General features: G+C 28.2%; 41 protein-coding genes and 1 pseudogene. 41 read left to right on the top strand and 1 reads right to left on the bottom strand.

Translation table 11 applies throughout. The features are described 5' to 3' along the window. Window positions 1-22 precede the first annotated feature (22 nt). The 30 genes from rpsJ to BPLAN_RS01880 all read left to right on the top strand — a co-directional run bounded on the left by rpsJ (window position 23) and on the right by BPLAN_RS01880 (window position 16,090). Window positions 23-328 (top strand): 30S ribosomal protein S10, encoded by a 306-nt coding sequence (rpsJ, locus tag BPLAN_RS02025; RefSeq protein WP_012821541.1) that lies wholly within the window; start codon window positions 23-25, stop codon window positions 326-328. A gap of 5 nt (window positions 329-333) precedes the next feature. Further along, window positions 334-966 (top strand): 50S ribosomal protein L3, encoded by a 633-nt coding sequence (gene rplC, locus BPLAN_RS02020; protein WP_012821540.1) that lies wholly within the window; start codon window positions 334-336, stop codon window positions 964-966. After that, a complete protein-coding gene (gene rplD / locus BPLAN_RS02015) occupies window positions 957-1,589 on the top strand; it encodes a 50S ribosomal protein L4 (protein WP_012821539.1) in 633 nt (210 codons plus the stop codon). Before rplC ends, rplD begins: the two co-directional genes overlap by 10 nt. A gap of 12 nt (window positions 1,590-1,601) precedes the next feature. Beyond that, window positions 1,602-1,886 (top strand): 50S ribosomal protein L23, encoded by a 285-nt coding sequence (rplW, locus tag BPLAN_RS02010; RefSeq protein ID WP_012821538.1) that lies wholly within the window; start codon window positions 1,602-1,604, stop codon window positions 1,884-1,886. 5 nt (window positions 1,887-1,891) lie between these two features. Continuing rightward, window positions 1,892-2,716 (top strand): 50S ribosomal protein L2, encoded by an 825-nt coding sequence (gene rplB, locus BPLAN_RS02005; RefSeq protein WP_012821537.1) that lies wholly within the window; start codon window positions 1,892-1,894, stop codon window positions 2,714-2,716. 13 nt (window positions 2,717-2,729) lie between these two features. After that, entirely contained in the window at window positions 2,730-3,014 is a 285-nt protein-coding gene (gene rpsS, locus BPLAN_RS02000; RefSeq protein ID WP_012821536.1) for a 30S ribosomal protein S19, read from the top strand. A gap of 24 nt (window positions 3,015-3,038) precedes the next feature. Further along, complete coding sequence (locus tag BPLAN_RS01995) at window positions 3,039-3,398, top strand: 50S ribosomal protein L22 (RefSeq protein WP_012821535.1); 360 nt, start codon at window positions 3,039-3,041, stop codon at window positions 3,396-3,398. Between the two features lie 17 nt (window positions 3,399-3,415). After that, window positions 3,416-4,123, top strand: coding sequence for a 30S ribosomal protein S3 (rpsC, locus tag BPLAN_RS01990; protein ID WP_012821534.1), 708 nt, complete (start codon window positions 3,416-3,418; stop codon window positions 4,121-4,123). Between the two features lie 19 nt (window positions 4,124-4,142). Next, entirely contained in the window at window positions 4,143-4,562 is a 420-nt protein-coding gene (rplP, locus tag BPLAN_RS01985; RefSeq protein ID WP_012821533.1) for a 50S ribosomal protein L16, read from the top strand. Beyond that, window positions 4,562-4,756 (top strand): 50S ribosomal protein L29, encoded by a 195-nt coding sequence (rpmC, locus tag BPLAN_RS01980; RefSeq protein WP_012821532.1) that lies wholly within the window; start codon window positions 4,562-4,564, stop codon window positions 4,754-4,756. Before rplP ends, rpmC begins: the two co-directional genes overlap by 1 nt. Then, the gene (rpsQ, locus tag BPLAN_RS01975) at window positions 4,746-5,045 is read left to right on the top strand and encodes a 30S ribosomal protein S17 (protein ID WP_012821531.1); all 300 of its coding nucleotides are present in this window, start codon (window positions 4,746-4,748) and stop codon (window positions 5,043-5,045) included. The genes rpmC and rpsQ overlap by 11 nt, the downstream gene beginning before the upstream one ends. Window position 5,046: 1 nt before the next feature. Further along, a complete protein-coding gene (gene rplN / locus BPLAN_RS01970) occupies window positions 5,047-5,415 on the top strand; it encodes a 50S ribosomal protein L14 (RefSeq protein ID WP_012821530.1) in 369 nt (122 codons plus the stop codon). A 14-nt stretch (window positions 5,416-5,429) separates the two neighbouring features. Further along, window positions 5,430-5,648 carry a 50S ribosomal protein L24 gene (gene rplX / locus BPLAN_RS01965; RefSeq protein WP_012821529.1) on the top strand — a complete coding sequence of 73 codons (219 nt, stop codon included), beginning with the start codon at window positions 5,430-5,432 and terminating at the stop codon, window positions 5,646-5,648. Continuing rightward, window positions 5,645-6,196, top strand: coding sequence for a 50S ribosomal protein L5 (rplE, locus tag BPLAN_RS01960; protein WP_012821528.1), 552 nt, complete (start codon window positions 5,645-5,647; stop codon window positions 6,194-6,196). The genes rplX and rplE overlap by 4 nt, the downstream gene beginning before the upstream one ends. Window positions 6,197-6,206: 10 nt before the next feature. Next, on the top strand, window positions 6,207-6,476 hold the full coding sequence (rpsN, locus tag BPLAN_RS01955) for a 30S ribosomal protein S14 (protein ID WP_012821527.1): 270 nt from the start codon (window positions 6,207-6,209) through the stop codon (window positions 6,474-6,476). Window positions 6,477-6,491: 15 nt separating this feature from the next. Further along, entirely contained in the window at window positions 6,492-6,881 is a 390-nt protein-coding gene (rpsH, locus tag BPLAN_RS01950) for a 30S ribosomal protein S8 (protein ID WP_012821526.1), read from the top strand. Window positions 6,882-6,890: 9 nt separating this feature from the next. Continuing rightward, window positions 6,891-7,436, top strand: a complete 546-nt coding sequence (gene rplF / locus BPLAN_RS01945; protein ID WP_012821525.1) for a 50S ribosomal protein L6 — start codon at window positions 6,891-6,893, stop codon at window positions 7,434-7,436. Window positions 7,437-7,448: 12 nt separating this feature from the next. Further along, entirely contained in the window at window positions 7,449-7,778 is a 330-nt protein-coding gene (rplR, locus tag BPLAN_RS01940) for a 50S ribosomal protein L18 (RefSeq protein WP_012821524.1), read from the top strand. A 15-nt stretch (window positions 7,779-7,793) separates the two neighbouring features. Next, window positions 7,794-8,321 (top strand): 30S ribosomal protein S5, encoded by a 528-nt coding sequence (gene rpsE / locus BPLAN_RS01935; RefSeq protein ID WP_012821523.1) that lies wholly within the window; start codon window positions 7,794-7,796, stop codon window positions 8,319-8,321. An 18-nt stretch (window positions 8,322-8,339) separates the two neighbouring features. Further along, on the top strand, window positions 8,340-8,810 hold the full coding sequence (gene rplO, locus BPLAN_RS01930; protein WP_012821522.1) for a 50S ribosomal protein L15: 471 nt from the start codon (window positions 8,340-8,342) through the stop codon (window positions 8,808-8,810). 12 nt (window positions 8,811-8,822) lie between these two features. Continuing rightward, window positions 8,823-10,211, top strand: a complete 1,389-nt coding sequence (gene secY, locus BPLAN_RS01925) for a preprotein translocase subunit SecY (RefSeq protein ID WP_012821521.1) — start codon at window positions 8,823-8,825, stop codon at window positions 10,209-10,211. Window positions 10,212-10,281: 70 nt separating this feature from the next. Further along, window positions 10,282-10,497 carry a translation initiation factor IF-1 gene (gene infA, locus BPLAN_RS01920; RefSeq protein ID WP_012821520.1) on the top strand — a complete coding sequence of 72 codons (216 nt, stop codon included), beginning with the start codon at window positions 10,282-10,284 and terminating at the stop codon, window positions 10,495-10,497. A gap of 9 nt (window positions 10,498-10,506) precedes the next feature. Continuing rightward, a complete protein-coding gene (gene rpmJ / locus BPLAN_RS01915) occupies window positions 10,507-10,623 on the top strand; it encodes a 50S ribosomal protein L36 (RefSeq protein WP_012821519.1) in 117 nt (38 codons plus the stop codon). Window positions 10,624-10,636: 13 nt separating this feature from the next. Next, window positions 10,637-11,017, top strand: coding sequence for a 30S ribosomal protein S13 (gene rpsM / locus BPLAN_RS01910; RefSeq protein ID WP_012821518.1), 381 nt, complete (start codon window positions 10,637-10,639; stop codon window positions 11,015-11,017). Between the two features lie 21 nt (window positions 11,018-11,038). Further along, window positions 11,039-11,425 carry a 30S ribosomal protein S11 gene (gene rpsK / locus BPLAN_RS01905; RefSeq protein ID WP_012821517.1) on the top strand — a complete coding sequence of 129 codons (387 nt, stop codon included), beginning with the start codon at window positions 11,039-11,041 and terminating at the stop codon, window positions 11,423-11,425. An 11-nt stretch (window positions 11,426-11,436) separates the two neighbouring features. Then, a complete protein-coding gene (gene rpsD, locus BPLAN_RS01900; protein ID WP_012821516.1) occupies window positions 11,437-12,045 on the top strand; it encodes a 30S ribosomal protein S4 in 609 nt (202 codons plus the stop codon). Between the two features lie 14 nt (window positions 12,046-12,059). Next, entirely contained in the window at window positions 12,060-13,058 is a 999-nt protein-coding gene (locus BPLAN_RS01895) for a DNA-directed RNA polymerase subunit alpha (RefSeq protein ID WP_012821515.1), read from the top strand. Between the two features lie 11 nt (window positions 13,059-13,069). After that, window positions 13,070-13,513, top strand: coding sequence for a 50S ribosomal protein L17 (gene rplQ / locus BPLAN_RS01890; protein WP_012821514.1), 444 nt, complete (start codon window positions 13,070-13,072; stop codon window positions 13,511-13,513). After that, window positions 13,510-14,793, top strand: a complete 1,284-nt coding sequence (gene eno, locus BPLAN_RS01885; RefSeq protein ID WP_012821513.1) for a phosphopyruvate hydratase — start codon at window positions 13,510-13,512, stop codon at window positions 14,791-14,793. The genes rplQ and eno overlap by 4 nt, the downstream gene beginning before the upstream one ends. Before the next feature lie 49 nt (window positions 14,794-14,842). Further along, window positions 14,843-16,090: an SLC13 family permease gene (locus BPLAN_RS01880; protein WP_012821512.1), complete on the top strand. Its 1,248-nt coding sequence runs from the start codon at window positions 14,843-14,845 to the stop codon at window positions 16,088-16,090. On the opposite strand, the gene BPLAN_RS01875 is transcribed toward BPLAN_RS01880, so the two are convergent. After that, a complete protein-coding gene (locus BPLAN_RS01875) occupies window positions 16,064-16,546 on the bottom strand; it encodes a hypothetical protein (RefSeq protein WP_148213675.1) in 483 nt (160 codons plus the stop codon). The genes BPLAN_RS01880 and BPLAN_RS01875 overlap by 27 nt on opposite strands. Between BPLAN_RS01875 and menB the strand changes: the two genes are divergently transcribed. The 11 genes and pseudogenes from menB to cysK all read left to right on the top strand — a co-directional run bounded on the left by menB (window position 16,541) and on the right by cysK (window position 25,555). Beyond that, window positions 16,541-17,365 (top strand): 1,4-dihydroxy-2-naphthoyl-CoA synthase, encoded by an 825-nt coding sequence (gene menB, locus BPLAN_RS01870; RefSeq protein WP_012821510.1) that lies wholly within the window; start codon window positions 16,541-16,543, stop codon window positions 17,363-17,365. The two genes, BPLAN_RS01875 and menB, sit on opposite strands and share 6 nt — an antisense overlap. Next, window positions 17,362-18,267 carry a 1,4-dihydroxy-2-naphthoate octaprenyltransferase gene (gene menA / locus BPLAN_RS01865; protein WP_012821509.1) on the top strand — a complete coding sequence of 302 codons (906 nt, stop codon included), beginning with the start codon at window positions 17,362-17,364 and terminating at the stop codon, window positions 18,265-18,267. Before menB ends, menA begins: the two co-directional genes overlap by 4 nt. 63 nt (window positions 18,268-18,330) lie before the next feature. Then, window positions 18,331-19,029, top strand: a complete 699-nt coding sequence (locus tag BPLAN_RS01860; RefSeq protein ID WP_012821508.1) for a metal-dependent hydrolase — start codon at window positions 18,331-18,333, stop codon at window positions 19,027-19,029. An 18-nt stretch (window positions 19,030-19,047) separates the two neighbouring features. After that, entirely contained in the window at window positions 19,048-20,124 is a 1,077-nt protein-coding gene (locus BPLAN_RS01855) for an enolase C-terminal domain-like protein (RefSeq protein ID WP_012821507.1), read from the top strand. After that, complete coding sequence (locus BPLAN_RS01850; protein WP_012821506.1) at window positions 20,100-21,188, top strand: AMP-binding protein; 1,089 nt, start codon at window positions 20,100-20,102, stop codon at window positions 21,186-21,188. Before BPLAN_RS01855 ends, BPLAN_RS01850 begins: the two co-directional genes overlap by 25 nt. A 189-nt stretch (window positions 21,189-21,377) precedes the next feature. Next, window positions 21,378-22,100, top strand: coding sequence for a phosphoadenylyl-sulfate reductase (locus tag BPLAN_RS01845; protein WP_012821505.1), 723 nt, complete (start codon window positions 21,378-21,380; stop codon window positions 22,098-22,100). Window positions 22,101-22,158: 58 nt separating this feature from the next. Continuing rightward, window positions 22,159-22,764: pseudogene (gene cysD, locus BPLAN_RS01840) on the top strand (sulfate adenylyltransferase subunit CysD); the annotation flags it as partial. Beyond that, window positions 22,743-23,597, top strand: coding sequence for a GTP-binding protein (locus tag BPLAN_RS01835; RefSeq protein ID WP_049756781.1), 855 nt, complete (start codon window positions 22,743-22,745; stop codon window positions 23,595-23,597). The pseudogene cysD and the gene BPLAN_RS01835, both read left to right, overlap by 22 nt. Before the next feature lie 19 nt (window positions 23,598-23,616). Continuing rightward, window positions 23,617-23,769, top strand: a complete 153-nt coding sequence (locus BPLAN_RS03245; protein ID WP_238523105.1) for a hypothetical protein — start codon at window positions 23,617-23,619, stop codon at window positions 23,767-23,769. 20 nt (window positions 23,770-23,789) lie between these two features. After that, window positions 23,790-24,623, top strand: coding sequence for a serine O-acetyltransferase (locus BPLAN_RS01830; protein ID WP_012821504.1), 834 nt, complete (start codon window positions 23,790-23,792; stop codon window positions 24,621-24,623). A gap of 17 nt (window positions 24,624-24,640) precedes the next feature. Next, entirely contained in the window at window positions 24,641-25,555 is a 915-nt protein-coding gene (cysK, locus tag BPLAN_RS01825) for a cysteine synthase A (protein ID WP_012821503.1), read from the top strand. The last annotated feature ends 2 nt before the right edge of the window (window positions 25,556-25,557 follow it).

Here is a 25,557-nt window from a genome sequence, read left to right as displayed (position 1 = left end):
AAAAATTAACAATATCAATACCATGGGTCATGATATAAAAATTAAATTGAAATCTTATGATTATAATTTATTAGATAAGTCAGCTGAAAGAATTGTAAATTCTGTTCTTCCTACAGGAGTCGTGCTTAATGGTCCAGTTCCATTACCTACCGAAAAGAAGATATTTACAGTATTACGTTCTCCTCATGTTAATAAAAAATCAAGAGAACAATTTTTACTTCCTACTCATAAAAGACTTTTACAAATTCACAATGCTTCGTCTAAAACAGTGGATGCGTTGATGAAATTAGAATTGCCGAGTGGAGTAGAAGCAGAAATTAAAGTATAATAAAAATGTTTGGTTTAATAGGTATAAATCTTGGAATGACTAGTCTTTTTTCCAAGAATGGAGAAAATATTCCATGTACTATTGTAAAAGTAGGTCCTTGTTATGTTATTCAGGTAAAAACAATGGAAAAGGATGGTTATTCTGCCATTCAATTAGGAATAATCGATAAAAAAGAAAAACATACAACTAAAGCTTTACAAGGTCATTTTAGAAAATCTGGGATTTTCCCGAAAAAAAAATTGTTAGAATTCAAAGATGTTTTGAGCCCTTCTATAAAATTAGGTAGTCAAATAAATATAAATTCTTTCGTGGAAGGAGAATTGGTAGATGTGAGAGGAATTACTAAAGGAAAAGGATTTCAAGGAGTAGTAAAAAGACATAAATTTTCAGGTGTAGGAGAGAGAAGTCATGGGCAACATAATAGATTGAGAGCACCTGGATCTGTTGGAGCAGGTTCCGATCCATCTAGAATTTTTAAAGGAAAGAAAATGGCTGGAAGAATGGGAGGAAAACATGTAACTATTAAAAATTTAACAATATTGAAAATTGATGTAACTGAAAATATTTTTATATTAAATGGATCGGTACCTGGTAATAAAAATTCATATTTAATGATTAAGAAAAAAAAATGGAACTAGAAATTTTAGATATTAAAGGAAATTCTACTAATCGTAAAGTTCTATTTAATGAAAAATTTTTTTCTAAAAAATCTTATGATCATCCTATCTATTTAGAAGTAAAAAGGTATCTGTCTGCACAACGTCAAGGAACTCATAAATCTAAAGAAAGAGGAGAAATATCTGGAAGTAGAAGAAAATTACATAGACAAAAAGGAACTGGCGGTTCTAGAAAAGGGGATATAAAAAATCCTCTCTTTAGAGGAGGAGGACGGGTTTTTGGTCCTACTCCTAGAAGGTATTTTATGAAAATCAATAAATTAACAAAAAATTTGGCAAAAAAAAATATTATAGAACATAAATTAAAAACAAAAAAAGTAAAAATTATAGAAGATTTTCAATTGAAAAAACCTAAAACTAAATTGGTTTTAAACATATTAAAATCATTACAGTTAATGAATGAAAAATCATTGATGATTGTAGAAAAAGCGGATAGAAATTTACATTTATCTGCTAGAAATTTAAAAAATTTTCAGTTGTTAAACGCAGAAGAATTGAATAGTTATTCTTTATTAAATTCTTCATATGTTATACTTTCTGAAAATTCGGTAAAAAGAATAGAAAGAATTTTAAATATTTCATAAATTGCGAATTCAATGATTTTGATTAAACCTTTTCTTACAGATAAATCTTCTTTGAAAGAAGAAAATTCTTGTTATACATTCTCGGTATATATTGATTGCAATAAAAATCAGATAAAAGAGGAGATATCTAGAATATTCGGAGTTTCTGTTAAAAGAATCAGAACAATGATTTATTCTAGAAAAGATAAATCAAAATATACTAAGAAAGGGTTTTTATATGGTAGAACAAATAGATTAAAAAAGGCCATTATTCAATTGAAAGAAAATCAAAAAATTGATTTTTTTAATAAAAAATAAATTTAATGTCAATAAGAAAGCTAAAACCAATAACACCTAGTCAACGTTTTAGAATAGTCAACAGCTTTAATCAAATTACAAAATTTTATCCTGAAAAATCTTTGACAAAAGGAAAGTGTAAATCTGGAGGAAGAAATAATTGTGGGAAAATGACTATGCGTTATTTTGGAGGAGGACATAAAAGAAAATATAGAATTCTTGACTTTAAAAGAAAAAAATTTGGGATATCTGCTATCATAAAATCTATAGAATACGATCCTAATAGATCTTCCTTCATTTCTTTGCTTCATTATAAAGATGGAGAAAAAAGATATATTATAGCTATGGATGGATTTAAAGTAGGACAAAAAGTGATTTCTGGAAAGAATGTTCCTTTCAATGTAGGGAATTCTACTTCTTTGAGCGAAATTCCTTTAGGAACAAATATTTCTTGTATAGAATTAAGACCTGGACAAGGTGCTAAAATAGCTAGAAGCGCTGGAGCCTATGCACAATTGTTTGCAAAAGATGGAAAATATGCAACTATTAAATTTCCTTCTGGAGAAATAAGAATGGTGATGATTAATTGTATGGCTACTATTGGAATAGTTTCTAATCCAGATCATCAATTAGAAACATATGGAAAGGCAGGAAAAAATAGACATTATGGAAAAAGGCCCAGAACAAGAGGAGTAGCCATGAATCCTGTAGATCATCCAATGGGAGGTGGAGAAGGAAAAGCATCTGGTGGAATTCCTAGGAATAGAAGTGGATTACCTTCTAAAGGCTTTAGAACTCGTACTAAAAAAAAACATTCGGATAAATATATTTTACAACGAAGAAAAAAATAAAATTTTTATTATTATGGCAAGATCTTTAAAAAAAGGTCCATATGTTTCTCAAAAGTTATATAATAAAGTTTTGAATAATATTAAATCTGAAAAGAAGTCTATTATTAAAACTTGGTCTAGACCCTCAACCATTCTGCCTGATTTTGTTGGACAAACTTTTGCAGTTTATAATGGAAGACAATTCATTAATGTGTATATTACGGAAAATATGATTGGACATAAATTAGGAGAGTTTGCTCCTACTCGTACTTTTAGAGGACATGCTGGATCTAAAAATAAATTAAAAGTTAAGAATTAGAATTAACAGTAGTAAGCAAGTAATATGGAAGAGAAAGCGATCATATCTGCTTCCTTGAACGGAGTTCATAGTTCTCCGAGAAAAATGAGATTAGTAGTCAATTTAATTCGGAATAAAAAAATCCAAAAAGCTTTGGATATATTGAAATATAGTAAGAAACAAAGAATTTCTATTTTTTTGAGAAAATTACTTCTTTCAGTCTTGTCTAATTGGCATAGAAAATATTCAAACTTATCATTAGATAATAATTCCTCCTTATATATAAAAGAAATTAGAGTCAATCAAGGGAGAACTCTGAAAAGATTGCGTCCAGTACCTCAAGGAAGAGGTCATAGAATTAGAAAAAAATCAAGTAAAGTTTTAGTTCTTTTAGAGAAGAGATAAATAAATTAGTTATATATATGGGACAAAAAACAAATCCAATTGTTAATCGTCTTGGCATTATCATGGGATGGCAATCTAGTTGGTGTAATAATTATAAAGATAGAATACAAGAAGATTTCAAGGTAAGAAGATATATAGAGGCTCGTCTTCCGAAAGGGATAGTTTCTAGAATTTTTATAGAGAGAACTCTTAAGTTTATAACCATAACTATTAGGACTTCACGTCCTGCTCTTGTTATAGGAAAGGGAGGGGATGAGGTGGATACAGTTAGAAAAGAATTGAAAAAACTAACGAAAAAAGAAGTTCAAATTAATATTTCTGAAGTGAGACGTCCTGAATTAGATGCTCCTTTAATAGCAAAAAGTTTGGTGAGACAATTGGAAAATAGAATTTCTTATAAAAAAGCCATAAAATTATCCATACTTTCTGCTATGAGAATGAATGCTCAAGGGATAAAAATACAAATATCTGGTAGATTAAATGGAGCTGAAATGGCTAGATGTGAATCTTATAAAGAGGGAAGAATTTCTCTTGGAACTTTTCGTGCAGATGTAGATTATCATATAGCGGTTGCTCATACTGTATATGGAAGCATAGGAGTTAAGGTTTGGATTATGAAAGGGGAAATATATGGAAAAAGAGAATTATCGCCTTTATTCGGAATGCAAAAAAGACACAGATTTTCTAATAATAAAGCTTCTTCTTTTAGGAAGAAAAAATTATAAATTTTAAGATAGAGAAATCATGTTACAACCAAAAAAAACAAAATATAAAAAAAAGCAAAAAGGACGTATACGTGGAAATTCTTCAAAAGGAATTTCTTTATCAAGAGGTTTATATGGAATAAAAGCTTTAGAAGGGGCTTGGGTTACATCCAGACAATTAGAAGCTGCTCGTGTTGCGGCTACCAGATATATGAAAAGAGAAGGAAAATTATGGATAAATGTTTTTCCGGATAAACCTGCTACAAGAAAACCACAGGAAGTTCGTATGGGAAAAGGAAAGGGGCCTGTAGAATTTTGGGTCTCTGTAGTAAAACCTGGTAGAATACTATTTGAAATAGATGGAGTGGAAATGGAAATCGCTAAAGAGGCATTAAGATTAGCCTCTCAAAAACTTCCTATCAAAATGAGATTTATCTTTTCTAAAGAGTATATAAAATAATGAAATATTCCGATATTGAGGTTTTATCCAAAAAAGATATTAAGAATCACATAAAAAAGCAAAAAGAGAATTATCAAAAAATAAAATTTGATCATGTTTTTGGTTTGATTAAAAATCCTATGGAAATTAGAATTTTTAGAAAAAATATAGCTAAATTAAAAACTGAATTAAATAAAAGAAGAAATGATTCATGAAAAAGAAAAGAAGAAAAATTCTTCTGCTACTACTAATGTTAGTAGAAATATTAGAAAGCAAAGAATAGGTATAGTAACTAGTGATAAAATGGATAAAACAATTATTGTTTCTGAAACTAAAAAAGTGAAACATAAACATTATGGAAAAAGCATTTTAAAAAAGAAAAAATACATGGTTCATGACGAAAAAAATGTCTCTAAAAATGGAGATAAAGTTAGTATCATGGAAATGCGTCCTCTTAGTAAAAAGAAATGTTGGAGATTAGTTTCTATTTTAGAAAAGTCATAAAATGTTACAACAAGAATCTAGATGTAAAGTCTCAGACAATACAGGAGCTAAAGAAGTTTTAATTATCAGAGTTTTGGGAGGGACTAAAAAAAGATATGCTTCATTAGGAGATTCTGTTATCGTTACTATAAAAGAAGCTATATCTGGTGGAGGGATTGTGAAAAAAGGTCAAGTAGCTAAAGCTATAATAATTAGAACAAAAAAAACAAGGAGAAAGGATGGATCTTATATAAGTTTTGATGATAATGCTTGTGTACTTATCAATCCTTCTGGAGAGATAATGGGAACTAGAGTTTTTGGTCCAGTTGCTAGGGAGTTAAGAGATAAAGAATATATGAAAGTTATTTCTTTGGCACAGGAAGTTTTATAAAAAAAATTTTTTTTATGATAAAAAAAGGAGACAAAGTTTCTATTTTGTCAGGAAATTTTAAAGGAAATAAAGGAATTGTTCTCAAAGTTTTTTCTAAAAAAGAAAAGGCTATTATACATGGAATTAATATAGTAAAAAAACATGTTAAACCTAGTGCAAAAAAACCTAAAGGAGGTATAATAGAAAAAGAAGCTCCAATACATATATCTAATCTTAAAAAAGAGAAACTATGATTTATCAATCTAGGATGAAAAAATTGTACGAAAAAGAAATCGTTCATAGTTTAATGAAAAAGTTTAAGTACACCTCTGTTATGCAAGTTCCTAAACTAAAAAAAATAGTTATTCATCAAGGTGTAGGGATATCTGTATTAAATAAAAAGTTTTTAGATGCTTCTATGGAAGAAATTACGGCTATTGTAGGTCAAAAAGCAATTTTTTGTTATTCAAAACATGATGAATCTGGATTTAAATTAAGAAAAGGAATGCCTATAGGTGTAAAAGTTACTTTGAGGAGGATAAAAATGTATGAATTTTTAGAAAGACTTATTACTGTTTCTTTACCCAGAGTAAGAGATTTCAATGGAGTAAAAACAAGTAGTTTTGATAGAAATGGAAATTATAACATGGGAATATCTGAACAAGTTATTTATCCTGAAATAAATATCGATCAAATTAAAAAAAATATGGGAATGAATATAACATTTGTTACTTCTGCTAAAACTAATACAGAAGCTGAAAGTCTTTTATCTCATTTTGGAATACCGTTTAAAAAAAAATAATTAAAGAAAAATGGCTAAAGAATCTGTAAAAGCAAGGCAAAGAAAAAGGGAAAAAATGGTATTAAAATATGCAAAAAAACGAAATTTTTTAAAAAATTCTCGGAATTATGAGTTATTGCAAAAATTGCCAAGAGATGCTTCTCCTGTGCGTTTAAGAAACAGATGTTCAATCACAGGAAGATGTAGGGGATATATGCGTCAATTTGGGATATCTCGTATCGTTTTTAGAAATATGGCATCTCAAGGTCTTATTCCTGGGGTGAAAAAAGCAAGTTGGTAATAAAAAATAGTAATTATGCATACTGATTCCATTGCTGATTTTTTAACTAGAATTAGAAATGCTAGTTTTGCAAAACATCCTCTTTTAGAAGTTCCTTCTTCTAAATTAAAAAAAGAAATCACCAAAGTTTTACTAGATAATGGTTATATTTTGGATTATAAATTAGAAAATAAAAAAGGAGAAATAATTAAAATAGCTTTAAAATATTATCAAAACATTTCTGTGATTCAAAAAATAATCAGGATCAGTAAACCAGGGTTAAGAAAGTATTTAAAACATAAAAATTTGCCTCGTGTATTGAATGGATTAGGCATAGCTATTATTTCTACTTCTCATGGTGTTATAACAGATAAACAAGCTAGAAAAAAAAAGTTGGGGGGAGAGGTTTTGTGTTACGTATATTAAAATATAATTATGTCTAGAATTGGAAAAATTCCGGTTTCTATTCCTGAGAATGTGAATTTAAAGATTATTGGCCATAAAATAATAATAAAGGGAGAATTAGGAGTTTTGAGCCAAGAAATTTCTGATAAAATTAAATTAACCGTACAGGAAGGAAAATTGTATTTAAAAAGAACCCAAGAAGATAAAAAATCGAAATCTTTGCATGGATTATATCGTGTATTAATTTATAATATGATAAAAGGAGTTTCCAAGGGATTTAAAAAAGAATTGGAATTAGTGGGGATTGGATATAGAGTCACTTTTCATGGAGAAATATTAGAATTAAATTTAGGTTTTTCTCATAATATTATGATTCAAATTCCTAAGGAAATTTGTATGGAAACAAAAACAAAAAAAGGAAAAAATCCCATTCTCATTCTGAAATCTCATGATAAGCAATTATTAGGTTTAATTGCTGCTAAAATTCGTTCATTTAGGAAGCCAGAACCATATAAAGGGAAAGGAGTTAGATATTTAAAAGAAGAAGTGCGTAGAAAAGCAGGAAAATCTGCTTAATTATTGATTATTATGATTAAAAAAAAAAGTACAAAAAAAAGAGTATTTGGAACTTCTAATAGACCCAGAATATCTGTTTTTAGAAGTAATAAGGCTATATATGCACAAGCAATTGACGATACTTCTGGAAGAACTTTAGTTTCATCTTCATCTAGAGAAAAAGTGTTTGGAAATAAAAAGAAAACAAAAGTAGAATTATCTAACGAAGTAGGAAAACTTTTGGGGAAAAGAGCAAAAATATTGAAAATACAAAAAGTTGTTTTTGATAAGGGAAAATATTTATATCATGGAAGAATGAAATCTTTAGCAGAAGGAATAAGAGAAATGGGTTTAGATTTATAGATTATAAAAAAATATATGGCTGCATTTTTATCTGAAAAAGAAAAAAAAACAAAATATTCAGGATTAGAATTGAAAGAAAGATTAGTGGGAGTAACTAGAGTTTGTAAAGTAACTAAGGGAAGAAGATATTTTAGTTTTAGTGCTATTGTTATTAAAGGAAATGAAAATGGGATGGTTGGTTATGGTTTTGGAAAATCTAAAGAAGCACCAGATGCGATTCATAAGGCAGGAGAGCAAGCAAAAAGAAGTTTATGTAAAGTTTGCATATCCAATGGAACAATTCCTCATGAACAAGAAGCTAAATATGGTGGAGCACATATTCTTATTAAACCCGCATCTGAAGGAACCGGAATTATAGCAGGAGGTCCTCTGAGGGCTGTCCTTGAAGCCGCTGGATTAAGAAATGTTTTATCAAAATCTAAAGGATCATCTAATCCACATAATGTTATTAAGGCTACGATAAAGGCACTTAGCTATATGAGAGATGTAAAAAAAATAGCTAAACAAAGAGGAATTTCTATTAGAAAAGTATATAATGGATAAAATATGATTTTTTAATTTATGCAATTATTAAATTTTTTAACGCCAAAAATAGGATCTAGGAAAAAAAAAACTAGATTGGGAAGAGGACAAGGATCTGGAAATGGAGGTACTTGTGGAAGAGGACATAAGGGGGCTAAGTCTCGTTCCGGATATTCTAAAAAACCTGGTTTTGAGGGTGGACAGATGCCCTTACAAAGAAGGATTCCTAAATTCGGATTTATAAATATTTCCAGAAAGAAATATTTTGTGATTAGTTTAGATACTTTGCAAGATTGGATAAATAAAGGAAGAATTTCGGATAAAAAAATTATTAATAAACAAGTATTATTAGATAATAATTTAGTTAGAAAAAAAAACAATTTGATAAAAATTTTGTCAGGAAGAAAAAAATTACAGTATTCTTTAAAAATAGAGGCACACAAATTTAGTAAAAAAGCTGTTTTTTTCATAAAAAAATCTGGTGGAGAAGCATTATTCATAAGTAAGTAAAGAAAAATTATAATGAATAATTTTTTAGTTACATTTCATAATATTTGGAATGCAAAAGAATTACGAAAGAAAATTATAACCACTTTAAGTTTTTTGTTAGTATACCGTTTTGGAGCTTATATTCCTATTCCTGGTATTAATCCATTAGAGATCAGTAATTTTTTAGGAAGTCTTAATTCAGGTTCCAAAGGTCTTATGCAAATTCTTTCTTCTTTTACAGGAGGAGCTTTTAATCGAGCTTCTATTTTTGCTTTGGGAATCATGCCTTATATATCTGCATCTATTATTATACAATTAATGTGTATAATTATTCCTTATTTGCAAAGATTGCAAAGAGATGGAGAAAGTGGAAGGAGGCAAATTAATTTTCTTACAAGATGGTTAACTGTAGGCATCTGCCTAATACAAGCTCCTTTATATTTAATTTCTTTAACTAAACAGTTTATTCCTTTTTCAAATCCAGTTTTATCCAACGCATATCTTCTAAAAATAAATACTTTTTATGGAAAAACTTTGTTTTGGACAATAGGAATTGTCATCTTGACTTCTGGAACTTTGTTTACTATGTGGTTGGGGGATAAAATAACAGAAGAAGGAATAGGAAATGGAGTCTCCTTAATTATTATGTCCGGAATTATAGCTCGTTTTCCGGATGCCATAACTAAAGAAATTTTTAGTAAATTGGAGGTTGGTCATGGAGGTTTGATAGTTTTGTTTTTTGAAATTTTGTTATGGTTATTAGTAATTCTTTTTTCTATTGTAATTATTCAAGCTATTAGAAAAATTCCTGTACAATATGTTTCTCATTACAAATCTTTAGGTTTTGATTCTAAATTGATTCATAAAAAACATCAGTATATTCCATTAAAGATGACGGCTGCAGGTGTAATGCCTATTATTTTTTCTCAGGCTATTATGCTTTTTCCTTTGACTTTTTACGATTATGTTCATAATGATAAAATGAAAAAATTCTTTCATCTTTTTCAAGATGTTTATGGATTATGTTATAATTTAACTTTTTCTTTATTAGTGATAATTTTTACTTTTTTTTATACAGCAATTACAATTCCGGTCAATCAAATGGCTGATGATTTAAAAAGGAACGGAGGACATATTCCAAAGATAAAACCGGGAAAAGAAACAGCAGAATATATAGATTCCATCTTATCGAAGATCACATTTCCTGGAGCTATATTGCTAGCTATAATAGCCATACTTCCATCTATAGTTTTTCGTTTAGGTCTCACTCAAAATTTTGCGTTATTTTATGGAGGAACTTCTTTATTAATTGTAGTTGGAGTAATTTTAGATATCATACAACAAGTTGATATATATTTATTGAATTATTATTATGATGATTTGATGATGATGAAAAATCGTAACAGCAGATATACTAAATAATTCTTTTTTTTGTATATTGGTATATTAATAGAACGTTAAACGTAATTAGTTAATTTGTAATATTTTGTTTATGGCTAAACAAAAGCATATTGAGGTTGATGGAACTATTATAGAATCTTCTCCAAATGCTATGTTCCGTGTTGAATTGGAAAATGGATGTATTGTTAAAGCACATATTTCTGGAAAAATGAGAATGCATTATATAAAAATATTGCCTGGAGATAAAGTGAGATTAGAAATGTCATCTTATGATTTAAAAAGAGGAAGAATAACATATAGATATTAATTTTATATTATGAAAGTAAGAACTTCTTTAAAAAAAAGAACTGATAATTGTAAAATAATTAGAAGAAAAGGACGTTTACGGATTATCAATAAAAAAAATCCTAGATTTAAACAAAAACAAGGTTAATCGTTGATTTTATATGTCAGTCAGAATATCAGGAGTGGATTTACCTAAATCTAAAAGGGGGATCATTGGACTTACGTATTTATATGGAATAAGTAAGAGTTTGTCTAAGAAGATTTTATCATCTGTTGGAATAGATGAAAATATGAAGGTGATGGATTGGTCTGATGAAAAAATCAGCAATATCAGGAAATATATTTCAAATCATGTGAAAATAGAGGGAGAATTAAGATCGGAAATACAATTAAGTATTAAAAGATTAATGGATATTGGTTGTTATAGAGGAACTAGGCATAGAAAACGTTTACCTTTAAGAGGTCAGAAAACTAAAAATAATTGCAGAACTAGAAAAGGAAGAAAAAAAACTGTAGCAAACAAGAAAAAAGCAGCAAAATAAAATTATTTCATATAATAATATATGGCAAAATCATCATTGGGGAAAAAAAAATCTATTGTAGTAGATTCATTGGGGGTCGCCCATATTCAATCCACATTTAATAATATTATTATTACACTGACAAATAAAAAAGGAGAAGTAATAGCTTGGTCCTCTGCTGGAAAGATGAATTTTAAGGGATCTAAAAAAAATACTCCTTATGCAGCTCAGATGGCTGCGGAAAATGTAGCAAAAGAAGGATTAAATGCAGGAATAAAAAAAGTAGAAGTAAAAGTAAAAGGTCCTGGTGCTGGTAGAGATGCGGCTATACGAGCATTAAGTAATTCTGGAATCGTAGTTACTTTAATAAAAGATATTACTCCTTTACCACATAATGGTTGTCGTCCTCCTAAAAGAAGAAGAGTTTAATATTTTTTTGTATGGCAAAATATATAGGACCAAAAACAAAAATCTCTCGAAAGTTTGGAGAATGTATATACGGAGAAGACAAGTATTTTGAAAGAAGAAAATATCCTTCCGGTCAACATGGAAATAATCGTCGTAGAGGGAAACGCTCGGAGTATTTTATACAACTAACAGAAAAACAAAAAGCAAAATATACTTACGGAATATTAGAACGTCAATTTGAAAAGTTATTTCTTGAAGCTGCAAGAAAAAAGGGAGTTACCGGAGAATTATTATTACAAGCATGTGAATCTCGTTTGGACAATATTGTATTTAGATTGAAATTTTCTCCATCCAGATCTTCTGCTCGTCAAATAGTTTCTCATAGGCATATTACAGTAAATGATCGTATAGTCAATGTTCCATCTTTCAGATTAAGGCCTGGTGATAAGATAGGAATAAGAGAAAAATCTAAAAAACATCCAGTTATATTGGAATCTATAAGTAATAAAGTAGGTTCATTAGTAGAATGGTTAATTTTAGATGAGAAGAATATGTTTGGAGTATTTAGAATTATGCCAAAAAGGAAACAAATACCTGAAAATATTAAAGAACAACTCATTGTTGAATTATATTCAAAATAAGGAGAAATCATATTATGGCTATTTTAGATTTTGTTAAACCTGATAGAATCACAATATCGGAATTTACAGATCAAAAGGGGATTTTTCATTTGAAACCTTTAGAACCTGGATATGGTCTGACATTGGGAAATGCTTTAAGAAGAGTTCTTTTAGGTTCTTTAAAAGGTTTTGCGGTAACTTCCATAAAAATTAAAGGAGTGAAATATGAGTTTTCTACTATAGAAGGAGTAGTAGAAGATGTCACTGAAATTATATTAAATTTCAAAAAAATTCGTTTTCATCGAAAAATTAAAGGGGTAACAAAAGAAACCATCAATGTATTAATCAAAAATAAAGAAAAAGTTACTGGAAAAATTTTAAATGAATTTATTTCTAGTTTTCAAGTTTTAAATACGGATGTAGTTATTTGCCATAAAGAAAAATCTATTCCCCTAGAAATGAGTTTTACTATTGAAGAAGGAAGAGGTTATGTTCCAGCAGAAGAGAATAAGAAAAACAATAATGATTTAATAGGAAATATTCCTATAGATTCTATTTATACACCTATTAAAAATGTGAAATATACAATAGAAAATTGTCGTGTGGGTCAAAAAACAGATTTTGAAAGTCTTTCATTAGAAATAATAACAGATGGATCTATGTCTCCAAAAACAGCTTTAATGGAAGCTTCTCAAATTTTAATAAAATATTTTTCTATTTTTTCTCATGAAAAAATAGGAAAAAAAGAACATGAAGAAATTAGCAAAGAAAGAAAATATGATGAAGAATTTTTGCGTATGCGTACATTATTAAAATCCAAATTGACTGATATGGATTTATCTGTACGAACCAAAAATTGTTTAAAATCTGCATCTATACAGTCTGTAGCAGATTTGGTGAATTGCAATAGATCTAATATGTTAAAAATGAGAAATTTCGGAAGAAAATCCTTGGAGGAATTAGAAAGTCAAATGAAAGAAAAAGGTTTGTATTTTGGAATGGATATTTCCGAATATAAGTTAAACCAGAAATAGATTTTTGATTTATGAATCATAGGAAAAAAAATAATCATTTAGGACGAAAATTCGGACACAGAAAATCTATTCTTTCTAATATGTCTTCATCTTTAATTAAAGAAAAAAGAATCTTTACTACTTTAGCTAAAGCAAAAGCTCTGAAACAATATGTAGAACCTATTATTACTAAATCTAAAATAAAAACTCTTCATTCTAAAAGGAATATATTTTCATTATTAAGAGATAAAATTGCAGTATCAGAACTTTTTAAAGAATCTTTTCAAAAAGTACGTGAACGTCCTGGTGGTTATACAAGAATTATAAAAATGCAATCTCGTTTTGGCGATATGGCTAAGTTATCTATGATTGAATTAGTTGATTTTAATGATATTTATAATTCCAAAAAAAATAAGAAATCTATAAGGCGTAGTAATAAAAGGAAGAGGAAGGATCAAATAGGTAAAGAACTATGAGTAAAATTAAAACTATTAAAGCTAGACAAATATTAGATTCTAGAGGGAATCCTACTGTAGAAGTAGATGTAGTAACAGAAAAAAATGTATTAGGACGTGCTTCTGTTCCATCTGGAGCATCGAAAGGAGAAAATGAGGCTTTTGAATTGCGGGATGGTGGAGAGAAATTTTTAGGAAATGGAGTAATGAAAGCAGTTCATAATGTGAATAATATTATAGCTCCTGAATTAATAGGTTTTTCTGTAATGGATCAAATATCTATTGATAAATTAATATTAGATTTAGACGGAACAAAAAACAAAAAAAGATTAGGAGCAAATGCTATTTTAGGAGTTTCTTTGGCTGTAGTAAAAGCAGCTTCTAAAGAGTTAAATCTCCCTCTTTATAAATACATAGGAGGAGTACATGCACATATACTTCCAATTCCTTTAATGAATATTGTTAACGGAGGGAGACATTCAGATGCTCCTATAGCTTTTCAAGAATTTATGATAGTTCCTATGAGGGCTAATACATTTCTTGATGCTATTCAAATGGGATATAAAGTTTTTTATAAACTAAAAAATATTTTATCTAAAAAAGGTTTATCAACAAATGTTGGAGATGAAGGTGGTTTTTCTTCTAATTTTAATGGAATTGAAGATGTATTAGATAATATTTTGGAAGCTATTCACCAAGCCAATTATGAACCTTATGAACAAATAGGTCTAGCTTTAGATTGTGCAGCATCTGAATTCTATCAAGATGAAAAATATAATTATTCAAAATTTGAAAAGGAAAATAAAGAAAAGGTAGAAAGATCTAAAGAAGAACATGTTAATTATTTGTCTTATTTGACAAGACGTTATCCTATTATATCTATTGAAGATGGAATGGATCAAAATGATTGGGAGGGATGGAAAATGTTAACTAGAGAGTTAGGAAAAGAAGTTTTGTTAGTAGGAGATGATTTATTTGTAACGAAAGTAGAAAAATTGAATGAGGGAATAAAAGAAGGAATAGCCAATTCTATTCTTATCAAAGTGAATCAGGTGGGAACATTGACAGAAACAATAGCAACCATAAATACTGGAAAAGAAAATGGATATTGTAACATTATTTCTCATCGTTCTGGAGATACAGAAGATTCTTTTATAGCTGATCTATCTGTAGCATTAAATATTGGAAGAATTAAAACAGGTTCTATCTGCCGTTCCGAAAGAACTTCGAAATATAATCAATTATTACGTATCGAAGATATGCTAGGTAAAAATTCTCATTATCCAGAATGGACAGGATGAGGATGGAAATAAATTGTTAATTTTTATCTCCAATAAAGAGATTGAGACTATGGAATCAATGATAATATTGGTTTTTATCATTGGATATTTTTTTATTACTATTGAGAATATTATATCCTTGAATAAGGTTATTCCATCTCTTCTCATGGCTTCTATTTGTTGGTCTTTAATTATGTTTTTGGATCTCCCTGTTTTTGATAAAACTCCTAAAGTTTTATTGTTATTTCATTTGGGAAAAGCATCTGAAATAGTCTTTTTTCTTATTGGAGCCATGTCTATTATTTCTATTATTGACAGATATTCTGGTTTTGAAATATTAAGGGATTTATTTCCTACTAATACAAAGCGAAAATTTTTATGGATAATAAGTTTATTATCTTTTGTTTTATCTGCTATTATAGATAATCTAACAGCAACCATAGTTGTAGCAACCATTTTAAAAAAAGTAATTTCTGATTATAAAGAACGTTTATATTATTTAGGCTTGGTAATTATATCCGCAAATGCGGGTGGAGTATGGTCTCCTATAGGTGATATTACCACTACTATGCTATGGATATCTAATAAAGTAACTACTGTTAATCTTATTAAAAGGATATTTATTCCATCTACTTTATGTATGTTTTTTTCTACGTTAGTCGGTTCATTAATGCCTATTTTTGATGGAGTCATTCAAATAAAAAAAAGCAAATTGTCAAAATTTGATCGTAAAAAAGGTTTTTGGATGTTGAACATCGGACTGGGTCTTTTGTTATTTGTTCCTATTTTTAAAACCGTCACTGGGATCCCTCCATATATGGGAATGACTTTTTCTCTTGGAATACTAGGACTGATCACTAATATGCAAAAAAGAGATTTTTCTATGGAAGAAGTATTTCGAAATATAGATTTTTCTAGTATCTTATTTTTTTTCGGAATCTTGCTTTCTGTTTCATCTTTGGAATCTTTAGGGATACTATATAATTTATCTCATTGGATTAATAATATAGTTTCTACATGGAAACTAACTACATTTTTATTTGGATTCATGTCTTCTTTTATAGATAATGTTCCATTAGTAGCAGCTACTAATGCCATGTTTTCTTATCCTACAGATCATGAATTTTGGCATTTTATAGCTTATGTATCCGGAACAGGAGGAAGCATTTTCCTTATAGGATCTGCTGCTGGTGTAGCAGCTATGGGAATGGAAAAAATAGATTTTTTTTGGTATTTAAAAAAAATTAGTTGGCTAGCTATGATAGGCTATTTATCTGGATTTTTATATTTATTAGTTTATCCGTTTCTTTTTTTGTAAAAATTCTATAAATTCTCCTCCAAAATATGAAAATGGAAAAAAAATAGGAAGGATAATTATTTCAAACCATAATGGTAAAGTGTATAACAATATATGAATGAAAGCAATAATAAATAAAATAAAACCAGTTAATAAGGCATAAGCTTTTTTAGCGTTTTGTACGAAAAAAGCAGTAGTTAACCCTCCTGTTAAAGCGCTGAAAATATAGAGAAAAAATAAAGTTATAAAAAATTCAGGAGGAGCATAAATAAATACATATTGTAATTTTTTCAGTGGAATAAATTGTATTTTTGCAAACCACTTTTTTATCCATTTTATAGCATAAAATATTTCAGCAAGACTTACTGATAATCCTATTATTACGGCAAAAATATTACGGTACATAATAACATCATTAAAAAAATGATTTTTTTTGTTATTTTGTATATAAAAATAAACATCAATTTTAATATGCATTCTACAGTAAATTGGATTTCGATAAAAAAATATGAAGATATTTTATTTCTTTTTTGGAAAGGAATTTCTAAAATAGAAATAAATAGACCTGAACGTCATAATGCTTTTCGTGTAGAAACTGTAAAAGAAATGATCGATGCTATAGATATATGTAATGAAAGAAAAGATATTGATGTATTGATTATTACTGGATCTGGAAATAAATCTTTTTGTTCTGGAGGAGATCAAAAAACTAGGGGAGAGGGAGGCTATTTAGGAAAAGATGGAATTCCTAGATTAAATATTTTAGATTTTTATAAGAAAATAAGAGAGATCCCTAAACCAGTTATTGCTATGGTCAATGGTTTTGCTGTAGGAGGAGGACATGTTTTACATGTGGTTTGTGATTTAACCATAGCTTCTGATAACGCTATTTTTAGTCAAGTAGGACCTAAAGTAGGATCTTTTGACGGTGGTTTTGGTTCTTCTTATTTAGCACGTCATATTGGTCAAAAAAGAACACGAGAAATGTGGTTCTTATGTAAAAAATATTCTGCAGAAGAAGCCTTCAAAATGGGTTTAATTAATAAAGTAGTTCCTTTGGGAGATTTAGAAAAAATAACTATAGAATGGTGTCAAACTATACAAAAAAGAAGTCCTATGTCTTTAAGAATGATTAAACGTTGTTTAAATGCAGAATTAGACGGACAACATGGATTGATGCAATTAGCTGGAGACGCTACTTTAATGTTTTATTTGACGGAAGAATCTAAAGAAGGAAAAGATGCTTTTTTAGAAAAAAGAAATCCAAATTTTAAAAAATTTCCAAGATTTTTATGAAATTAAAATATTGGTTTTATGCCATTCGTTTTCAAACTTTACTCCTTTCCTTTTCTGGAATCACTTTAAGTTTTTTAATTTCTAAATCTAGAGGTGTTGGAGATTTTATAACTTATTTTCTGTGTCTTTTTACTGCTATATTATTGCAAATATTGGCTAATTTTTCAAATGATTATGGAGATAGTATTCAAGGAGTAGACAATGATTATCGTATGGGTCCAAAAAGAATTATTCAAAGAGGATGGATTTCTTTATTAGCTATGAAAAGAGCTATAAATATATTTTCTATATTATCTTTTTTTTCCGGTATATTTTTAATTTATAAATCTTTAAATACGAAAGGTTTTTTTATTTTTCTACTCTATTTTATAGGTCTTCTGATTTGCATATATAGTTCAATCAAATACACCATTGGTCCTTATCCATATGGATATATGGGAATGGGGGATTTATTTGTTTTCATTTTTTTTGGTTTAGTTTCTGTAGAAGGAAGTTATTTTTTGTATACTCATGTGTTTTCATTGGAAATGATTTTTTTATCATTATCAGTAGGATTTTTGAGTCTTTCTGTTTTAAATGTTAATAACATGAGAGACATTAAAAATGATTATAAAAATGGAAAATATACAATAGCCGGAATATTGGGTCTCAAATATGCAAAATTATATCATATTTTTTCTATATTAATTTCTCTATTTTTAGGAGGATGGTTTATTTATTTAACTCATAAAAGTATTTATCAATGGTTTTTTTTTATATTAAGTATTCCTTTTTTTGCACAACATTTAAAGAAAATTTTTTTTATGGAAAATTCTAAGGATTTTACTTCAGAATTGAAAAAATTAGTTTTAATCACTTTTTTTTATTCTATGTGTATAGGGGTTGGGAGTTTTTTTTCTTAAAATGCGAAAAATTCCTATTTCATAGAATAATTTTATTGTAATACTTATATTCGTGATTTGAAAATGAAAATAACTTTTTTTACGCATAGTACATGTCTATTAGAAATAGAAAAAATATGTTTGTTAATAGATCCATTTTTTTCTGAAAATCCTACATTTAAAAAAAATACCTCATTGCTAAATAAAACGATTTGTCAATTTAATAAAGTTGATTACATCTTGATAACTCACGCACATCATGATCATGTATGTGATGTAGAATTCTTTGCAAGAAAGTTAAATTCTATGATCATCTCAAATTATGAGATATCCAATTTTTTTGAAAAAAAAGGATTAAAAACTTATGGAATAAATTATGGATCTTTTATATCTTTTCCATTTGGAAAATTAAAGTACGTTTGGGCCGTTCATTCTAGTGTTTTCGATGATGGAACTTATGGAGGAAATCCTGGAGGTTTTCTTTTACATACAAAAAGAGGAAATATCTATATATCCGGGGATACTTCTTTAACCAATGAAATGAGTTTTATTCCTATTTTTGGAAAGTTAAAAATATCTATTCTTCCCATAGGTGGGAGTTATACTATGGATGTTGAAGAGGCTATTATAGCTTCGAATTTACTACAATGCAATAAAATATTGGGAGTCCATTATGATACTTTTGAATCTATAAAAATTGATAAAGAACAGGCAAAAAAAAAGTTTTCTGAAAATGGAAAAGAATTATTTTTATTGAAAATGGGAGAATCCATAAGGATATGAGGCTATTATTATGTATATATGATAATCAAATCCAAACTAAAGAAGCATCAATTTTTCTTCAAAAAAGAAGTGAAAAATGCCAATAAAACATTTGAATATAGTGTAATTTGGTTTTTCATTATAAAAAAAGAAGAAAAAATAGGGGTTGGAGAATGTAATCCCTTATTGGAAAAATTGAACAATTTAAATTTTTACGAGAAAGAATTATTGTTTATTTCTAGAAAAATAAACGCGATCAAGAAAACGGAAATTGATTATTATCGTCCTTATATTTCTTATTCTTCGATTTTATTTGGATTGGAGCAGGCTTTTTTGAGTTTAAAGAAAAAGTTTCCAATTTTATATGATTCTAAATTTATTAATGGGAAAATAGGGCTTTCTATAAATAGTTTAATATGGTATTCTTCTATAAAAAATACAGAATATGAAATAAAAAAAATAGAAAAGGAAATATTTAAAGGTTTTTCATTTATCAAAATGAAAATAAGTCCAATTCTTTTTTATAATCAATATTTATATTTTTTGTTAAAAAAAATTCAAAAGAAATATCCATATATAAAAATATCAATGGATGCAAATGGTTCTTTTAAAAGAAAAGAAGATACTATTTCTTGTATAAATAAGTTTTGTGATATAAATATTATTCATTCCGTAGAACAACCTATAGAATCCGGAAATTGGAAAGAAATATCTACAATATGTCAAGTCTCAAAAGTTCCTATAGCATTAGATGAAGAATTAATAGGTATTAATGATTTAAAGTTGAAGAAAAAACTGTTGGATATTATAAAACCTCAATATATAGTATTAAAACCAAGTATATGTGGAGGGTTTTCCGGATGTAAAGAATGGATATTAGAGGCCAATAAAAGAAAAATTGGATGGTGGATTAGTTCTTCTTTGGAGAGTCATATAGGAATTAATGCTCTGGCTCAATGGACCTTTAAAATGGAACGAGAATACAAAAATAGTAGAGGGGTGCATGGATTAAATATAGGATACTTTTGTAATGATTTTTTTTCTCCTCTTCAGATAAAAAAAGGTTCTATTTGGTACAATCCTTTACATCAATGGAACATAAAAAATCTTCTCTAGGAATGTGGATTCATTTTTCTTCAAAGAAAAGATCTATTACTAATTTAGTTTTAAAAGGACATCCCTTATACCAGTGGCAAGAATCCATTCTTTCTTTCTTAAAGAATTGGAATGATAAAAATCAAACAGTATTAATGAGTTTTACTTCTGGAACCACTGGTTATCCTAAAAAAATTTTTCTGAAAAAAGAATGTATGTATAAATCTGCAAAAAGAACCGTAAATTTTTTAAATCTAAAAAAAAGAGGAACTAGAGGTCTATTATGTCTATCTCCAAATTCTATAGCGAGTAAAATGTTTTTAATACGTGCAATGATATTTCAGTGGGATATCTATTGCATTCCACCTTCATCTACTCCATTAGAAAATGTTGAAGGATATTTTGATATTGTTTCCATGGTTCCCATGCAAGTTTTTTCAAGTTTAAATCATTTGGATAAAATTCGAATTGTTTTGATAGGAGGAAGTTCTATTTCTGTTGAATTGGAAGAAAGATTGCAAAAAATCTCAACTATATGTTATGTTACTTATGGAATGACAGAAACATTAGGTCATATAGCCTTTAAAAAAATTAATGGATTAGATAAAACTCCATATTTTCAATCATTCGATGATGTATATCTAAGTGTGGATAAAAGAAATTGTTTAGGGATATCTGATATGGGAACCTTTATTCAAACCAATGATATAGTTCATTTGATTTCTATACATAAATTTAATTGGATAGGAAGATTTGATAAATTTATTAATAGTGGAGGAATTAAAATACTTCCTGAATTAATAGAAAAGGAAATATCTCCATTTATTCCTTCTCATAAAAGATTTTTAATTTCTTCAATTCCTGATAAAATTTTTGGAGAAAAAATAGTATTAATTATTGAAGGTAATTTTTTTTCTGTGAAAATTCCTCAATCTATTTTCCTGGGGGAAAAAAAATTTTATAAACCGAAAGGAATTTTTTTTGTAAAAAATTTTATAGAAAATTCTTTTGGAAAGTTGAAAAGAAAAGAAATAAGAAATTTTGTAATAAAAAATATTCTTAATTTATTAAGAATATTTTTTTAGAGTTTTTTCAATTGGTAAAATCTCTGTTATATTTTATGAAGGTAAAATATTTCTTTATATATTTGTAAATTATGGATCATATCACATAATATGCCTTCCCTTTGATTTGATAGAATTCGAAGGGTTTTTTGTTTTTTTTGTATTAGTCTTCTTATTCAAAGAAGAAATGGGAATGAATAAAAATCTGAAATGAAAAATCCATCCGAAAAATGTTTGTCTGATATTGCTAAAAAAATTGAATCTTATTCTATAGAAGAAAAATTAAAAATTCTATCAGAGATATTTCCTGGAAGAATAGTTTTCTCTACCAGTTTTAACATTGAAGATCAATTGATTTCTCATTTTATCCTAAATGAGAAAATTCTTATAAAAATATTCACCCTGGATACGGGAAGAATTTTTAAAGAAACTTATCAAGTATGGTCAGATACAAATAAATTTTATAATTATTCCATTTCTGCATATTATCCAAATACTAAAAGATTAGAAAATTTTTTATCCGAAAAAGGACCTAATTCCTTCTATGAAAACGTTCAAAATAGAATGAAATGTTGTTTTTTACGAAAAGTAGAACCATTGAGAAGGGCATTGCAAGGAAATGCTATTTGGATTACTGGTTTACGTTCAGAACATTCTCTTGAAAGAAAAAATTTAAATTTCTTAGAATGGGATTCTAATTATCAATTAATAAAATACCATCCTCTTTTTAATTGGAAGTCAGATAAAATAAGAAAACTTATAAAAAAATACAACATTCCTTATAATCATTTATATAATAAGGGATATTTAAGTATAGGATGCGCACCATGTACACGTTCTGTTAAAAATGGAGAAAGTTATCGTAGTGGACGATGGTGGTGGGAAGAAAATTCTGTAAAAAAAGAGTGTGGCCTCCATTTAAAAAATAAGTAATTAAGATATCAATGATACAAAATGCATCAAATAAGAATAAGGATAAAGGAAAGGATATATGAAAACTTATTATTTAAACTATTTGAAACAATTAGAATCAGAAACTATTCATATTTATAGGGAAGTAGCAGGACAATTTGACAGATCTTCTTTATTATTTTCAGGAGGGAAAGATTCTATTTTGTTAGTTCATTTAGCTTTAAAAGCTTTTAGACCGGGAAAATTTCCATTTCCTTTGGTACATATTGATACGGGATATAATTTTCCTGAAACATTAGATTTCAGAGATTTTTTAGTGAAAAAGATTGGAGAAAAAATTCTTGTACGAAAAGTAGAAGACACTATAATACAAAAGAATCTATCTGAACCTAAAGGAAGATTTCCTAACAGAAATATTTTGCAATCTTATACACTTGTAGATACAATTGAAGAATTTCAATTTGATGCATCATGTATTGGGGGATGAAGAAGAGATGAAGAAAAAGCGAGATCTAAAGAAAGGGTTTTTTCTATTCGAAACGAATTTGTATCTTGGAACCCAAGATTACAAAGACCCGAATTGTGGAATATTTACAATGGAAAAATCAGAGGTGGAGAAAATATACGTGTTTTTCCCATTAGCAATTGGACAGAATTAGATGTATGGAATTACATACAAAAAGAAAATTTCTTATAGCAGATCCTCCAGGACATTTTCATAGAAATATGGTAACGGGAGCTTTTCACGCGGATTTATCTATTATATTGATAGATGCTCGTTATGGAGTAGTAGAACAAATACAAAGACAAATTCTTGGATTGTTGAATATTCCAAAAATTATTCTAGCTGTTAATAAAATGGATTTGATTAATTATGATTATCAAATATACAAAGAGATAATTCGTAAATATAAAATTACTGCTCATAGAGTGGGTTTGAAACATATAGAAAAAATTCCAATTAGTGCAAAAAATGGAGATAATGTAGTAGATAAATCTTCTAATATGGAATGGTATAGAGGGCCAAGTCTTCTTTCTTTATTAGAAAAAATTGAAATTCAACAAATGACTCATTTAGAGCCATCTAGATTTCCAGTTCAGTATATTATTCGATCAAAATTACCTACAAAATCACCTAATAGGGATCATTTACGTGGATATGCAGGTAAAATTATTAGTGGAATTTATAGAGAAGGAGATGAGATAATTGTTTACCCCGATAGTTTTCATACAAGAATAAAGTATATGGAAATGGGAGGAAAAAGAATTCAAAAAGCATTTGCTCCTCAGAGTGTAATTATGTATTTAGAAGATGAAATAGATATCTCTCGTGGAGATCTCCTTGTAAAGAAATACGATGATCAACCAAAGGTTTCTCAAGATTTTTATGCTGTTCTTTGTTGGATGGAAAATAGTCGTTTAAAACGAAAAAATAGATATCTATTTCAAATTCAAAGCTTTCAAATTCAAATTTTTATTATAGATATTATTTATCGCATAAATGTGAATACTTTTTAAAAAAAGATAAATCCAGATTATGTATATAGGATTAAATGATTTAGTAAAAGTGAGGATAAAAACATCCAAACCTATTCCTTTTGATTCTTATAAAAAGATAAGAGATAACGGAGCTTCCATTTTGATAGATGAGACAAGTTATGCTACAGTAGCCGCTTGTATGATTGAATAGATTTTGAAAAATTTTTTATTATGTCTAATCCAGATTTTTTAAATAATTTGTTTGAAAATAAAAAAAAAGGATTTTATCCTTTTCCTCACAAAAAAATGTCTGAAAAATTTGGTGAAGGTTTATTTCATCTTCTTTTTACTCCTGATCGGAATATTCTAGAAAACAGAAAATCTTTAAAGAAAAATTATCAAAAATTACAACAGGAGTTGTATAACATTCTTCTAGAATTAAATTTTGAAGAAGCCCCGTCAAAAATATTTACCGAAAATTTCTTTGAAAAGATTCCTAATATTTATCAAACACTGATCACAGATGCTAATGCTATTTTAGATTTTGATCCAGCCGCAACCGGAATAGAAGAAATTTATTTGTCCTATCCAGGATTTTTTGCTACTGCATTATATAGAATGGCTCATCAATTATGGATTCTAAAAGTTCCAATACTCCCTAGACTGATCACAGAATATGCTCATAGTAAAACTGGAGTAGACATTCATGCTTCTGCAGAGATAGGAAAAGCTTTTGTAATAGATCATGGAACAGGAATAGTGATAGGATCTAGTACGAAAATAGGAAATAAAGTCAAAATATATCAAGGAGTAACTTTAGGAGCTGTTTATGTAGATAAAAAATTAGCAAATAAAAAACGTCATCCTACTATAGAAGATAAAGTCACTATTTATGCTGGAGCAACTATATTGGGAGGAGAGACTATAGTTGGACATGATAGTGTTATTGGCGGAAATGTATGGGTGACCCATAGTATTCCTCCATATTCTATAGTTTATCAAAAAAATGAAATAAGAATGCGAAATAACAGTCCTTTTCCCGATCCTATTAATTATATGATATAATATAAAAAAATAAAAAGATGAAAGCAGAAAGTATCTTGCATACTATTGGAAATACCCCTCATGTACGTCTCCTTCGTTTATATCCAAATCATAAAATTTGGATGAAACTGGAAAAAAATAATCCAGGAGGAAGCATTAAGGATAGAATAGCATTATCCATGATCGAAGATGCAGAAAAAAAAGGAATTCTTAAGAAGGGATATACTATTATTGAGCCTACTTCTGGAAATACTGGAATTGGACTAGCTATGGTATCTGCGGTGAAAGGATATCGTCTTATTTTAGTAATGCCTGAATCTATGAGTCTTGAAAGAAGAAAGATTTTTTCAGTTTATGGAGCAAAATTTGTTCTTACTCCTAGAGAAGAAGGAATGAAGGGTGCTATTGAAAAAGCGGAAAAATTGGTAAAAAAAATTCCTAATTCCTGGATCCCAAAACAATTCGACAATATTTCTAATTCTAATATACATAAATATACTACGGCTAGGGAAATTTTAGAATCATTTCCTGAGGGAATTGATTATTTTATTACAGGAGTAGGAACTGGAGGACATATTACTGGAATAGGAGAAGTTCTAAAGAAAAAATTTCCAACTGTAAAAATATTTTCTGTAGAACCTGTAGAATCTCCGGTCATATTTGGAGGAAAACCTAATCCTCATGCCTTACAAGGATTAGGTGCAGGTTTTATTCCCTCTATTTTAAATATTAAAATATTAGATGGAACTTTTTTAGTTTCTAAAGAAGAAGCATTTAGTTATGTTCGCAAAGTTGCAAAAAAAGAAGGAATTTTGGTAGGCATTTCCACAGGAGCCGTATTGTCTGCTATTGCAAAAGAATTATCAAATTTTTCTGAAAATTCGACAGTATTGACATTCAATTATGATACTGGAGAAAGGTATTTTTCTGTGGATGATCTTTTCGATTCATAATA

The organism is Blattabacterium sp. (Periplaneta americana) str. BPLAN (assembly GCF_000093165.1).
Taxonomy (GTDB): Bacteria; Bacteroidota; Bacteroidia; order Flavobacteriales; family Blattabacteriaceae; genus Blattabacterium.
This window is presented reverse-complemented; position numbering and strand designations above follow the sequence as displayed.

Excerpts from the sequence above, each read along its gene's own strand:
- rpsJ (WP_012821541.1), top strand. The coding sequence starts at position 23 with ATGGGTCATGATATAAAAATTAAATTGAAATCTTATGATTATAATTTA.
- rplC (WP_012821540.1), top strand. The coding sequence starts at position 334 with ATGTTTGGTTTAATAGGTATAAATCTTGGAATGACTAGTCTTTTTTCC.
- rplD (WP_012821539.1), top strand. The coding sequence starts at position 957 with ATGGAACTAGAAATTTTAGATATTAAAGGAAATTCTACTAATCGTAAA.
- rplW (WP_012821538.1), top strand. The coding sequence starts at position 1,602 with ATGATTTTGATTAAACCTTTTCTTACAGATAAATCTTCTTTGAAAGAA.
- rplB (WP_012821537.1), top strand. The coding sequence starts at position 1,892 with ATGTCAATAAGAAAGCTAAAACCAATAACACCTAGTCAACGTTTTAGA.
- rpsS (WP_012821536.1), top strand. The coding sequence starts at position 2,730 with ATGGCAAGATCTTTAAAAAAAGGTCCATATGTTTCTCAAAAGTTATAT.
- BPLAN_RS01995 (WP_012821535.1), top strand. The coding sequence starts at position 3,039 with ATGGAAGAGAAAGCGATCATATCTGCTTCCTTGAACGGAGTTCATAGT.
- rpsC (WP_012821534.1), top strand. The coding sequence starts at position 3,416 with ATGGGACAAAAAACAAATCCAATTGTTAATCGTCTTGGCATTATCATG.
- rplP (WP_012821533.1), top strand. The coding sequence starts at position 4,143 with ATGTTACAACCAAAAAAAACAAAATATAAAAAAAAGCAAAAAGGACGT.
- rpmC (WP_012821532.1), top strand. The coding sequence starts at position 4,562 with ATGAAATATTCCGATATTGAGGTTTTATCCAAAAAAGATATTAAGAAT.
- rpsQ (WP_012821531.1), top strand. The coding sequence starts at position 4,746 with ATGATTCATGAAAAAGAAAAGAAGAAAAATTCTTCTGCTACTACTAAT.
- rplN (WP_012821530.1), top strand. The coding sequence starts at position 5,047 with ATGTTACAACAAGAATCTAGATGTAAAGTCTCAGACAATACAGGAGCT.
- rplX (WP_012821529.1), top strand. The coding sequence starts at position 5,430 with ATGATAAAAAAAGGAGACAAAGTTTCTATTTTGTCAGGAAATTTTAAA.
- rplE (WP_012821528.1), top strand. The coding sequence starts at position 5,645 with ATGATTTATCAATCTAGGATGAAAAAATTGTACGAAAAAGAAATCGTT.
- rpsN (WP_012821527.1), top strand. The coding sequence starts at position 6,207 with ATGGCTAAAGAATCTGTAAAAGCAAGGCAAAGAAAAAGGGAAAAAATG.
- rpsH (WP_012821526.1), top strand. The coding sequence starts at position 6,492 with ATGCATACTGATTCCATTGCTGATTTTTTAACTAGAATTAGAAATGCT.
- rplF (WP_012821525.1), top strand. The coding sequence starts at position 6,891 with ATGTCTAGAATTGGAAAAATTCCGGTTTCTATTCCTGAGAATGTGAAT.
- rplR (WP_012821524.1), top strand. The coding sequence starts at position 7,449 with ATGATTAAAAAAAAAAGTACAAAAAAAAGAGTATTTGGAACTTCTAAT.
- rpsE (WP_012821523.1), top strand. The coding sequence starts at position 7,794 with ATGGCTGCATTTTTATCTGAAAAAGAAAAAAAAACAAAATATTCAGGA.
- rplO (WP_012821522.1), top strand. The coding sequence starts at position 8,340 with ATGCAATTATTAAATTTTTTAACGCCAAAAATAGGATCTAGGAAAAAA.
- secY (WP_012821521.1), top strand. The coding sequence starts at position 8,823 with ATGAATAATTTTTTAGTTACATTTCATAATATTTGGAATGCAAAAGAA.
- infA (WP_012821520.1), top strand. The coding sequence starts at position 10,282 with ATGGCTAAACAAAAGCATATTGAGGTTGATGGAACTATTATAGAATCT.
- rpmJ (WP_012821519.1), top strand. The coding sequence starts at position 10,507 with ATGAAAGTAAGAACTTCTTTAAAAAAAAGAACTGATAATTGTAAAATA.
- rpsM (WP_012821518.1), top strand. The coding sequence starts at position 10,637 with ATGTCAGTCAGAATATCAGGAGTGGATTTACCTAAATCTAAAAGGGGG.
- rpsK (WP_012821517.1), top strand. The coding sequence starts at position 11,039 with ATGGCAAAATCATCATTGGGGAAAAAAAAATCTATTGTAGTAGATTCA.
- rpsD (WP_012821516.1), top strand. The coding sequence starts at position 11,437 with ATGGCAAAATATATAGGACCAAAAACAAAAATCTCTCGAAAGTTTGGA.
- BPLAN_RS01895 (WP_012821515.1), top strand. The coding sequence starts at position 12,060 with ATGGCTATTTTAGATTTTGTTAAACCTGATAGAATCACAATATCGGAA.
- rplQ (WP_012821514.1), top strand. The coding sequence starts at position 13,070 with ATGAATCATAGGAAAAAAAATAATCATTTAGGACGAAAATTCGGACAC.
- eno (WP_012821513.1), top strand. The coding sequence starts at position 13,510 with ATGAGTAAAATTAAAACTATTAAAGCTAGACAAATATTAGATTCTAGA.
- BPLAN_RS01880 (WP_012821512.1), top strand. The coding sequence starts at position 14,843 with ATGGAATCAATGATAATATTGGTTTTTATCATTGGATATTTTTTTATT.
- menB (WP_012821510.1), top strand. The coding sequence starts at position 16,541 with ATGCATTCTACAGTAAATTGGATTTCGATAAAAAAATATGAAGATATT.
- BPLAN_RS01875 (WP_148213675.1), bottom strand. The coding sequence starts at position 16,546 with ATGCATATTAAAATTGATGTTTATTTTTATATACAAAATAACAAAAAA.
- menA (WP_012821509.1), top strand. The coding sequence starts at position 17,362 with ATGAAATTAAAATATTGGTTTTATGCCATTCGTTTTCAAACTTTACTC.
- BPLAN_RS01860 (WP_012821508.1), top strand. The coding sequence starts at position 18,331 with ATGAAAATAACTTTTTTTACGCATAGTACATGTCTATTAGAAATAGAA.
- BPLAN_RS01855 (WP_012821507.1), top strand. The coding sequence starts at position 19,048 with ATGATAATCAAATCCAAACTAAAGAAGCATCAATTTTTCTTCAAAAAA.
- BPLAN_RS01850 (WP_012821506.1), top strand. The coding sequence starts at position 20,100 with ATGGAACATAAAAAATCTTCTCTAGGAATGTGGATTCATTTTTCTTCA.
- BPLAN_RS01845 (WP_012821505.1), top strand. The coding sequence starts at position 21,378 with ATGAAAAATCCATCCGAAAAATGTTTGTCTGATATTGCTAAAAAAATT.
- BPLAN_RS01835 (WP_049756781.1), top strand. The coding sequence starts at position 22,743 with ATGGAATTACATACAAAAAGAAAATTTCTTATAGCAGATCCTCCAGGA.
- BPLAN_RS03245 (WP_238523105.1), top strand. The coding sequence starts at position 23,617 with ATGTATATAGGATTAAATGATTTAGTAAAAGTGAGGATAAAAACATCC.
- BPLAN_RS01830 (WP_012821504.1), top strand. The coding sequence starts at position 23,790 with ATGTCTAATCCAGATTTTTTAAATAATTTGTTTGAAAATAAAAAAAAA.
- cysK (WP_012821503.1), top strand. The coding sequence starts at position 24,641 with ATGAAAGCAGAAAGTATCTTGCATACTATTGGAAATACCCCTCATGTA.